Origin of the sequence: Catalinimonas locisalis, from assembly GCF_038039535.1 — a bacterium.
In the GTDB taxonomy this organism is placed as follows: domain Bacteria; phylum Bacteroidota; class Bacteroidia; order Cytophagales; family Cyclobacteriaceae; genus Catalinimonas.
Genome location: NZ_JBBPHP010000080.1, coordinates 1 through 10,225, shown reverse-complemented (window position 1 = coordinate 10,225; position 10,225 = coordinate 1). Strand labels below are relative to the sequence as shown.

The window sequence follows — 10,225 nt, the reverse complement described above, 5'->3', positions numbered from 1 at the left end:
AATAAAGCCAGCAAGATGAAGCAGAATATCTCATCAAAAAGTCACATCTTGCCTCTACGACCGGTAGCTTTAACGTTAGCGGTTTAGCCTCTCAATTTCAATTGATACCCTTTTCTGCATTTCTGAAGTTTAAGCTTCTCAGCAGCCTGATGGGCCTGATCTTCTTGGCTGAACCAATCCTCCTTCCTCTGTCCTCTTTTTCCGATGCAGGGCTTAGCCGAACACCTGCCCCATTCCCTAATGAGCGCATATTCACCGAAAAGAGTAGGAGAGAGGGAGAGGCGATAGAACCTATGCATGTTCTTCTCGTCATTATGTCGTTCCAGGTAAGCAATGATCATGGGGCTTTCTTTTCAGGTGGATTTTCACGCACGATCTTGTAAAGGGTAGACTTAGAGATATGGAACATCTCCAGAATTTCTGCAATACTATGCTCTTTATCATGGTAGAGTTTGAGCAGTAGCTTCTGCTTCTTTTTATCCAGAGCAGCAGGACGACCACCCATTCTTCCACGAGCACGTGCTGATAAAAGACCAGCATTGGTTCTTTCCCTAATCAGATTCCTTTCAAACTCCGCCAGTGCCCCAAACATGTGGAAGATTAACTTTCCTCCAGAAGTCGTGGTATCAATAGATTCCTGTAAACTCTTAAAAGAGATACCTTCACTCTCTAGCCAAGTGACCCACTCAATCAAATTCCGCAAGGTTCTTCCAAGTCTATCCAACCTCCAGACTACCAAAGTATCCCCAGCTCTAAGCTGGTCCCGAAGTTTATCAAGGCCTGGCCGCTCGGCTCTGGCACCGGAGATGGTATCTTCAAAGATGCGGTCGCACCCAGCTTTTTCTAAAGCATCTTTTTGCAGGTTCAGATTCTGATCAACAGTAGAGACACGAGCATATCCAATAAGCATATAAAATTGAGGTCTTAAGGTTTTTTTATTTGTTTACCCAGGCAAGATACAAAGAAGAGATCTGAAAAGTATGAAAAGCCTGTCCTATATCTAGCTTTCCGTACTTTGATTAACAAGCTGAGTTTACGCACAATGGGCTAAAAATAAATCTGCGTTTCCAGCATTATTTTGCCGTTTTCAAGTTTGGCTAAAAAGGGTGGGGGAGAAGTGCGAAAAAGGGACCTTTTTAGGAGTGGCCCAGACAAAGAATATTAATTGACTGTAAAGCCAACTAAGTAACCTTTAGTAACTTCAACCAACTTAAAACATGCTTCTCCGTGGTCTCAGTTGGTCAATAATACAAGGAAGTGGATAAAGGAAAGTATTAAGAATAACATTTACTGCTAGGTACACCAGTTTATGCCACATTTCTGACATATAATATGCGGCATTCTACTTACACAGGTAAGTAAACATATTACTTGATTAAAATATCACAGTTTATCATAAGTACTTTTACATAAAAGTTATTCTAATTACTTATGAAAAGATTATTATCCACTTTAGTATTGGCATTTTTCATCAGTGCTTCTTCTTTTGCACAAATTAGCAAGGTTGACTTTGCTGTAGATAAAAAAGATGAACTGCTTGACTTTGTTAGTCTTGGAAAAGAAGGTTTCATTATTAAAACAGGGACAAAAAAAACTAACACTAAAGATCTTAACTGGAAATTAACGCACTTCACAAATGATAAAAAGCAAATTTGGCAGGTACCATTGTCCACATTCCAGAGTGAAAGAGGCTTAGGAGAAAACATTGTTGCTACACGTACAGGATCATATGTCTATCACATTGAAAACATTGGTGAAAATTGGTTAAAAGGTAGTAAAGAAGCTAAGCTGACACAAATTTCACAGAAAGGAAAAGTTAGAGTTTTTGACATTAAAGAAGACATGTTTAAAAGCATGGGTAATCTATTGCAAGCGCAGTTTGTTGACAACGAATACTTGTATGTTATTAAAACAGATGAATCAGCTTCGCCCACTAAACTTCTAATTAATGCCTTTTCTCATGATAACTTTTCCTTCAAACAGACCGCTGTTATTTTACCTAATAGCGAAGCAAATTGGCAGTTTATCACACAGAATGAGAATCATATCTGGTTAGCATCAAAACCATATGATGAAAAAACTTCAAATACAACTACAGACTTAATTGCCATTGACTACCTTGGTACAATTCAAAAGAAGTTATCACTTAACATTGATCTTGATAATAGATATTTCAGTCCCTTTGTGAGTTATAGCTTTAATCCAGGTGTGAAACATAATCAAGGAAATGAGACTCAGTTCTATGCCGAAAGTTCAAAGTTTAGTAGTTATTCAGGCCAAGGTACTACATATACATCCTTTGCAAGTAGTTACTCACATGGACATTTAATCATTGACGAAGAAAAGAATATTATCATCTGGTATGGATTATATAATAATAGTGCTTCTAAGCTGGATAGAGCAGATGCTGAAGGTTACTATATTTATGCTTACAATTTAGAGAGTAAGCCTCTGTGGCAATATGTGAGTAGCGAAGAAGATTTATTTGATCAAGACAAAATTTTTAGAAGAAAGGTTGGTTATGAAAGGCCAACTATGGCTTATCTCACAGATGACAGTAAAGTCTCACTTCAGTTTGCTACCTCGGATATGATTCAAACAACCAAGTTTGATTTAAATGGTAAGAAAATAGCAGAATACTCTAACTCTAACTATGATAAGATATTTTCTTACTACGATTTTTTTAGCTCTTTCTCCAATGAGAAAATTAATGGTTTCCTGGATGAGTATGCTTCAGGAAGGCAGCTAACTTATTTAAGCAATAAAAATTGTAATGATAAATTGCTGATTGAATTTAAAAGAGGAGAACGAATTAGCCTACTCAGTTGGTAAATATATAATAGCTACATACCTCTCTAGCAATAATATATTTTGGGAGGTATGTAGCCTTCTAGATAAGGAAACAGCTCTCGGCTTTAAGTGGCCAGTAACCTATGCATTTGATCATAGTTTACATTTTTCTATACTTCTTTTCTGGGGTGCATGTAGTCTCTTATGGTAAATACTGGAGTCTAGTAAGAAGCGTTGATGATTTGAGGTGTCTCTGAAAGGACTTGTATCTAGCTGTAACTATTAATCAGGTAGAGTAAGAAGATTATTTATATAAATTATGCTGCAAATAAAATAAAAATTTCAAGTTTCGTAATAATACTTATGTTAAACAATTGAATAAAACTTAAACCTAATTAATAAAAAGTTACCTGAGGACAAACTTAGGTAACATATGCACTAACAGTCGGCCATGAAAAAGCTTTAAATTATGCTTCTGTCTTTATTGGTATCCATAAAACACTAAACCTAAAACTATGGCAACCAAACTAACTCTTCATGAGCTAATCAACGTTCATGGGTCAGTGGTGAACCATGATAGTTTAGCATTATTTACAAGCACATTTAAAGGAGATGTAGTCACTCCTACACATGCTGATTATGACAAAGTGCGCTCCATCTGGAATGCCAACATTGACAAATACCCTGGTGTAATAGCGAGATGTAAAGGTGTGGCTGATGTAGTAGCTGCTGTAAATTTCGCTCGGGAACATGAACTACTTATAGCTATAAGAGGTGGCGGACATAATGTAGGGGGTAGAGCTCTTTGTGATGGAGGGATGGTCATCGATATGTCTTTGATGAAAGGGATTCATGTAGATAGTAAGAATCGTACCGCCAGAGTACAGAGTGGAGCCTTATTAGGAGATGTAGATCGGGAAACCCATGTCTTTGGTTTGGCTGCTCCCCTGGGCATCGCATCTGAAACAGGTGTTGCAGGGCTAACATTAGGAGGAGGAGTAGGATGGCTGGTCAGGAAATATGGTATGACCTGTGACAATGTACTTTCCTTTGACATTGTAACGGCCGATGGTAAAATCCTGTTGGCTAGTGCAGATGAAAATGAAGATCTATTCTGGGCCCTTAGAGGGGGAGGTGGAAACTTTGGAGTTGTTACTTCTTTTGAATATCGTCTCCATCCGGTAAGTACTGTTCTTGGTGGTTTAATACTCTATCCTAGAGAGCAAGCTGCTGAAGTACTGAAGTTATACCACAATTTCACCAAGTCAGCATCGGACGAATTAACTGCCTATGCAGCTCTTCTAAACACTCCTGATGGAATGCCTGTGGTAGGCATCATTGCCTGTTACTGTGGTGATCTAACTGAAGGTGAGCAAGTCATGAAACCTTTAAGAGAGTTTAAAACTCCTTTGGTTGATACCATTCAACCCATACCTTTCCCTCAAATGCAAACCTTACTGGATGCCGCTGCTCCTGATGGAAATCAATATTATTGGAAGTCCTCCTTTGTGAAAGAATTCAATGATGAAGTTATCAAGGTGGTAGTAGATTATGCTAATCAAGCTACTTCACCCCTTTCTGCTATCATAGTTGAGTATTATGGTGGAGCAGCTAGTCGGGTGAAGCCTTCTGAAACTGCATTTGCACAGCGTCAAGAGCAGTATAATATCATTACCATGGCTCAATGGACTGATCCTGCCGAAACAGAGCATCATACATCATGGGCACGTAATATGGCAGATGCTATACATGATTTCTCAAGCGATGCTTATCTGCTGAATGCTTTAGGTGAGGAAAGCCATGATATAATCAGAGCTGCATTTGGTCCTAATTATGAAAAGCTCTCTGCTATTAAAAAGAAGTATGATCCGAAGAATTTCTTCCGAATTAATCAAAATATTAAACCAGTTGAATAAAAGGTATTAAACCCCAGGGTAGAAACATGGACCCAACTTTTCAAGGCAAAGCCTCGGGGAATTAGACCACTAATGAGTAAAGAAGAAATTAGGTGATTATGTTATGAGGTTAAATATTCCAGGTATCTTTTCATAAAGCAGTTAGTTTGCTGCTGAAATTCAGAAGGAGTGCTACTAGTTCTATCCTTGAAGTCATGGACCAAATGAGAGTTATCATAATATCCAGCCAAATATGATAGGTCCTGAAGGGAAATTAATGGTTTTTTTTGAAGCAATGTTGTTACATATTGCCATTGACATATTTTAGCATATGCTTTAGGTGAGATCCCAACTTTCATGATAAACTGGCGATTCAAAGTGCGCTCACTCATACAATATTCATCTGCCAATTCTCTAACTTTTATCATGCCTTTTCTTTTAATAATTGTATTGACAGCATGATATATTGGATCTTTTTTAATCTTAGTCCAGCAAGGAAGAGTCTTTAATAAGAACCTTTCCAAATACAAGTTATCGAATGATGCAATATCTTGGTTATTTTCTAGCTGCCGAAGCTCTTTGCTTTCTTTAAGTAGGATATCGGTAACAAGAGCATGCTGATTGGTAAATAGCCTCATATTTTCTTTCAAAAAATAATGACATATTACAGGATGTATTTTCAAGGCACTATAAAAACCCTTTCCATGGTAACTACTAACCATAGGTTTACTTGATATTAATCCTGAAATATGCAGGTATCCCTTTTTTGTATCTGGTAATGTATTTGTGTGGAAACTTTGTTGAAAGTTTTCTCCATTCATTACCACCAAAAAAATACAACCAACACTAGGAAAGCAGACCTTGTAAGGCTGTTTCAGGTCAAAATCTATTGTAGTACAGGAAAAGTTATAACTGAGGAATTGTTTTGATAATGATTGAAGGCGCACCTTAGCAGCAGAGTTAATAGATAAACCTTCTATTTGTTCCATGCTCAAAAAAATTTATGTATAACAACAGGCAATGCCCTACTTAAAATGGGAGGTTATAATGGTTCTCGATATTTTCACTAAAACAATATTTATTTTCCTACCCACTTTATGATAAAATACAAAAAAAACACAAGATTTCAGTTAACATAATTAAAGTTATTATACTTTAAATAGTAATATTTAGGGTTGGTTATTTTATAAAATGTGTTCTCCTTAATTTTTCCCAATCGCGACTGTTGTAAAGTTTCTTCAGGTTCACATACTTCATCACCTATGTGCTATATCTCCAAATCCTGAACAGCATAAGACTATAAATGTACCTATTTTGCGTTTATATAAATTGATGTAAACGTTTAATAGAAACATGTGTGTTATTGAAACTTTTGCTGACGAGATCTTCATAAATGAAGCTGGACATAAAATAGTCAGACAGCTCTATCGGACTAAACGTGGGAAAGAAAAATATCGCTATGTGTCCCTGGTGAGCTGTGACTACTGTGAAGAGGACTTTGTTCCTACCCGTAGAGGAGTGCATAAATACTGTTCTAACTCCTGCAGGAGCAGAGCTTGCAAAGAAAGAAATGGTTATGTAAAGGGTCAAAAGAGAATTGTGAAGCCTACAGAAGAGATGCAACTTGTACCAGCATCATCTCAAGAACAATGGAGTTGGATGAGAACCGGTGAGAATGCTGCTGCTTCAGGAGCGGTGGCCACTGTTCAATATTATGCTATTGAGAACATGATCACGGAGAAATTAGGCACAGTAATAAATGAAATCAGGCTGTCTGAACAACGGAATGCCCAACGTATGAAAGCATTCATAGAAGTTAGCCTCAAACGAGCCAACAATACCCCAAAACAGTATAATGGTATAGATGCAAAAGATTTTGATGATATAGGGAGAAAATTGGTTTAGGCTGTACCAGAGGTCTGTAATGTATGTACCACTATTCATGGGACTAGCAATTTAGCCCAACTTGCGACCCCAGCAAGCATGGGTATCAGCTGGATATAAGTCCATGAAATTTACAGGCTCAGCACATTTCGTCCGGACATGGCTTGTCTCTCAGTGGGGTAGGCATGAATCCAGTATTCATGTTTGTCGTCTTGGGTAACACTCAAATGCATTTCTATACCTTTATGAGTATATAACTTCCAGGCTATGGATTTATGGTCACTTCTTAGGGTTTGTATCCAGGAACCACTTTCTTCAATCTGTTGAATGGCTTCAATAAGAATACTCTCCCATTCATGGATAAGGGATACTGGCCAGTAGGTCTTGTTATTCATTAACACTACACTGTCCCTATGTTCACCCTCTAGACCGTCAATACCAGGCTCTACATGATCCCAACAGTGGGGAGATAGGCCCCAACTACTTGCATAAAGTACTTTCATATACTAAAACAACATCACACTTCAATATCAATTTCCAGGGGCACTAATGTATTGAATAGAACCCTAGCCTCAAAAGGTTGCTTTTGGTTGCCACAACGTGGTCAAGACCCAGAGTGGCCAGAATCATGAAAGCTCACGGCATCAGAAGTATTGTCCATAAAACATTTAGAGTGCAAACGAAGGCGCCGGGCGCAGATTCTAACCATAACTATCCAGTAACTGAAAACTATTTAAACAGAGAGTTTACTCCAAAAAGAACTGGAGTCGCTTGGGTATCTGACATCACCGGGCCCCGGCTACAATAGTGGATTTAGGGGTATTCGTAGCATGCGGGTAAGTGACCGGGCGTCGGTCGCTTACTCTAAGCGTAGCAATTTGCTGTAATCTTGCAGATTTGATATTTGCGAAACTCATTACTGGCGAGTTTAGTACACCGAGCGTCGGGCGCTTTGAATATTTACATGGCAAGAAAAACAACTATATCCGGTCAATCCGCGGCTTCATGAGCTTGTGTAGAGAAACGGACGTTTTAATTTCAACATTTAAGGCTTCTTAGAGTAAGTGGTTTACCTCTACACTACGAATACCCCCTTGTGATGTATTTTAGTTTGCCTCTCTGTAGACAAAGTTTTCCAAAGTAATGCTATACTCATCTTTCTGAGCATCGTGAAAGATTCCGTACTCCGTTGGGTAATATCCCTCTTTTTGGAACTTTTCAGGCTGTTTAATGGCAAATTTAGTGTTCGGCTTGGACTGTATGTATTCCAACGTGATCATAGGCTCTAAGAATGTAATGCTACCGTCATAAGAACCGTAAATGAAAGTATGTGTAAATTTAGCACCACCTAATTCAGGAGATGTTGGATCTACCCAGTGCATTCCCATCATCGGTACTCCATCAGTAGCGAAAAAACCGGTAGGAAGGTATTCACTTGCGGGATGATTAGCCATCTTGGGATCAGTCGGAGCGATCATATGTCTTTCACTCTCACTCATCAGGTAGTAATGAAAGTCAAAGTGAGCCAACCCATAAATCGTCATTGGAGGATGTCCATGAGGATTCCAATTAACTCCCACATGATCAAAGGGAATGTTTATGCCTTGTTTCTTTAGTTGCAGCACAAACTCATTTGCCATATGATCGTCTGCTGTAGGCAGGTTATCGAAGGCTTTTTTGCTGAACGTGATGCTAAGCTTTTCAGGTTTACCCTGTTTATCTGATTGTAACCAAAGCGACACATTGCCATCACCAATCTGAGTTCTGTCTAATTGTTTGGAATTAGAAACCGGACCTTTTGCCTCAATGTCATCTTCCTGACAGGAGAAAAGGGTAACAAGCATTAGGGTTAAAAGATAGATTTTTAGTCTGATGAAGGTTCTCATTGTTTTGGGTTAATTAAATTGAATGAATGAAATTGGATAAAATAAATTGATGTAGTGTATGCCTATTGGGCAGTATATTCTTCGGTAAAGGTTAATGTCAACTTCTTTCCGTTAGCATCTATCTTTTCGGTTTTGTAGGTGTACATTAGTCTACTTTCAGAGATCTCCACAATGTCTACACAAAATGACTCTCCCGCAGCTTGCCTGATCAGGATGGTGTCACTGGGATCAAAGAACCAGTTACCAATTTCTGACTGGCTACTACCGCAATGATTCTTTCCCTCCTGGCTCTGAAATTTGCCGTTCTTCTTAAAGCTTAGGGTATTGTCCTGATAGCAGGTGAAGGCATGATAAATGTCTTTGACAGCGATGCCGTTTTGCAAAAAGTCATAGGCAGGCTCTACCTGATATACGCTCATCTTCCACGTTTTAGCGGTAAGTAGGTCTGATTTACTGGGTGCTTCATCTTTCCTGGTAAAGGCGCTGAAGCCAAGGGCAAACATAGTTACTACTATAAAAACTACTGACTTTTTCATGATTTGGGTTAATAGGATGTTAAAGGATTTTGGTTTGGCTAGTTCATGTTCTAATCTTAAAGTGTACGTTCAATTTCAACTCCACAACAAAGCTTAGCACATATCGCTATGCTACAAAGCCTTTGTTGAGACCATTTTCATTACTTCTTCTGGCGACACTGGTTCAGGCACGTAGTTATCAATGGGCTTTAGCGATTGTAGATAGGCATAAATAGCTTTCAGGTCTTCATCTGTGGCTGCTGCTACGTTAAACCAGGGCATAGGCGGCATGATGGGTCTGCCTTGCTCCATTCCCATATGTTTGCCGGTACGTAGGGCTTTGATAAATACTTCTTCTTTCCAGCCTTTAATCCCTGTTCCATGCGGTGTTAGGTTTCTGGCATACGTAAGCCCCCAAGGACCTACAGCTGCTGTAAGATGTGAATTGAAGAGTGTCCAGTATCCAGGCTGCAATGCTCTGAGGTCAATTTCTGGCAGAGGCGAACCGTTAGGATGACCTGACATAAGCCTGCTAGTATCTAGTTGCATACCTTCGTCAGTGAATACCTTGGGCGTATGGCAGTCATTACAACCGCCTACATGTACCAGGTAACCGCCCCTGAGAATTTGCTCCTGTTTGAAAGCTACCGAATCTATCCGTAATGGTGAGTTGCCAGCAACTTCTTTGGATCTGGACTGCTGGCAGGAATAAAGCAAAGCTAGTACTGCTACCATCAACATGAGGTTAATGATTATTTTTTTCATGGCCTTAATTTGATAAGAAGAGTTAATGTTGACCTTTGTCTATCAAGTCTGAATAGCTGAATAATAATTTGTACAAAGTTCAGGACATCTGTGCTTGATCGGAATACCTTATAAGAGGTGTTTTATCTACGCTTTTGGGAGTATTTTCTCTACCTTGAGGAAGGTAGAAAACCACCGTAAAAATACAGTCTACCATTCTGGTATATGTTGAAGATCAAATTCTATCTACATTCAATGGTAGGTAGCTACTGGGATGTGTATTGGTAAGGTACTATAGTAATAATCGCTAAATACTTTTTTTATCAAGATTTTCATGCGAGTAGACAATGTCTTCAGATGTTTCTTTATTCTATGATATGGGGAAACCAACAATATTTTCTTTACGCGTGATTGTTTAGCCCTTCCTAAAAAGGTCCGTGGCTGTTGCACAACCTATTCCATTTTAGGTGAGTGATTCTTATCTTTATTTATGATAGGAAAAAAGACATAT

At 38.8% G+C, this 10,225-nt stretch carries 11 protein-coding genes; 3 read left to right on the top strand and 8 right to left on the bottom strand.

Features of this window, described 5'->3' with window-relative positions; translation table 11 throughout:
- Window positions 1–83: 83 nt before the first annotated feature.
- Both WJR50_RS33670 and WJR50_RS33665 read right to left on the bottom strand, forming a co-directional pair.
- Window positions 84–299 carry a WGR domain-containing protein gene (locus WJR50_RS33670; RefSeq protein ID WP_445223517.1) on the bottom strand — a complete coding sequence of 72 codons (216 nt, stop codon included), beginning with the start codon at window positions 297–299 and terminating at the stop codon, window positions 84–86.
- A 38-nt stretch (window positions 300–337) separates the two neighbouring features.
- Window positions 338–910, bottom strand: coding sequence for a recombinase family protein (locus WJR50_RS33665; protein WP_341297718.1), 573 nt, complete (start codon window positions 908–910; stop codon window positions 338–340).
- 521 nt (window positions 911–1,431) lie between these two features.
- On the opposite strand from WJR50_RS33665, the gene WJR50_RS33660 reads away from it, so the two are divergent.
- Both WJR50_RS33660 and WJR50_RS33655 read left to right on the top strand, forming a co-directional pair.
- Window positions 1,432–2,832: a hypothetical protein gene (locus WJR50_RS33660; protein ID WP_341297717.1), complete on the top strand. Its 1,401-nt coding sequence runs from the start codon at window positions 1,432–1,434 to the stop codon at window positions 2,830–2,832.
- A gap of 473 nt (window positions 2,833–3,305) precedes the next feature.
- Complete coding sequence (locus WJR50_RS33655) at window positions 3,306–4,706, top strand: FAD-binding oxidoreductase (protein WP_341297716.1); 1,401 nt, start codon at window positions 3,306–3,308, stop codon at window positions 4,704–4,706.
- Window positions 4,707–4,807: 101 nt separating this feature from the next.
- Here WJR50_RS33655 and WJR50_RS33650 read toward each other — a convergent pair whose 3' ends face one another.
- Window positions 4,808–5,674 carry a helix-turn-helix domain-containing protein gene (locus WJR50_RS33650; RefSeq protein ID WP_341297715.1) on the bottom strand — a complete coding sequence of 289 codons (867 nt, stop codon included), beginning with the start codon at window positions 5,672–5,674 and terminating at the stop codon, window positions 4,808–4,810.
- 364 nt (window positions 5,675–6,038) lie between these two features.
- Here WJR50_RS33650 and WJR50_RS33645 point away from each other — a divergent pair, with 364 nt between their 5' ends.
- On the top strand, window positions 6,039–6,590 hold the full coding sequence (locus tag WJR50_RS33645; RefSeq protein WP_341297714.1) for a hypothetical protein: 552 nt from the start codon (window positions 6,039–6,041) through the stop codon (window positions 6,588–6,590).
- A gap of 110 nt (window positions 6,591–6,700) precedes the next feature.
- On the opposite strand, the gene WJR50_RS33640 is transcribed toward WJR50_RS33645, so the two are convergent.
- From WJR50_RS33640 to WJR50_RS33620, 5 genes are all read right to left on the bottom strand, one after another.
- Window positions 6,701–7,072, bottom strand: coding sequence for a hypothetical protein (locus tag WJR50_RS33640; protein ID WP_341297713.1), 372 nt, complete (start codon window positions 7,070–7,072; stop codon window positions 6,701–6,703).
- A 282-nt stretch (window positions 7,073–7,354) separates the two neighbouring features.
- The gene (locus tag WJR50_RS33635) at window positions 7,355–7,486 is read right to left on the bottom strand and encodes a hypothetical protein (RefSeq protein ID WP_341297712.1); all 132 of its coding nucleotides are present in this window, start codon (window positions 7,484–7,486) and stop codon (window positions 7,355–7,357) included.
- Window positions 7,487–7,675: 189 nt separating this feature from the next.
- Complete coding sequence (locus WJR50_RS33630) at window positions 7,676–8,455, bottom strand: DUF5602 domain-containing protein (protein WP_341297711.1); 780 nt, start codon at window positions 8,453–8,455, stop codon at window positions 7,676–7,678.
- Window positions 8,456–8,517: 62 nt separating this feature from the next.
- A complete protein-coding gene (locus WJR50_RS33625) occupies window positions 8,518–8,991 on the bottom strand; it encodes a hypothetical protein (protein ID WP_341297710.1) in 474 nt (157 codons plus the stop codon).
- Window positions 8,992–9,102: 111 nt separating this feature from the next.
- Window positions 9,103–9,735, bottom strand: a complete 633-nt coding sequence (locus WJR50_RS33620; protein WP_341297709.1) for a c-type cytochrome — start codon at window positions 9,733–9,735, stop codon at window positions 9,103–9,105.
- Window positions 9,736–10,225: the final 490 nt, after the last annotated feature.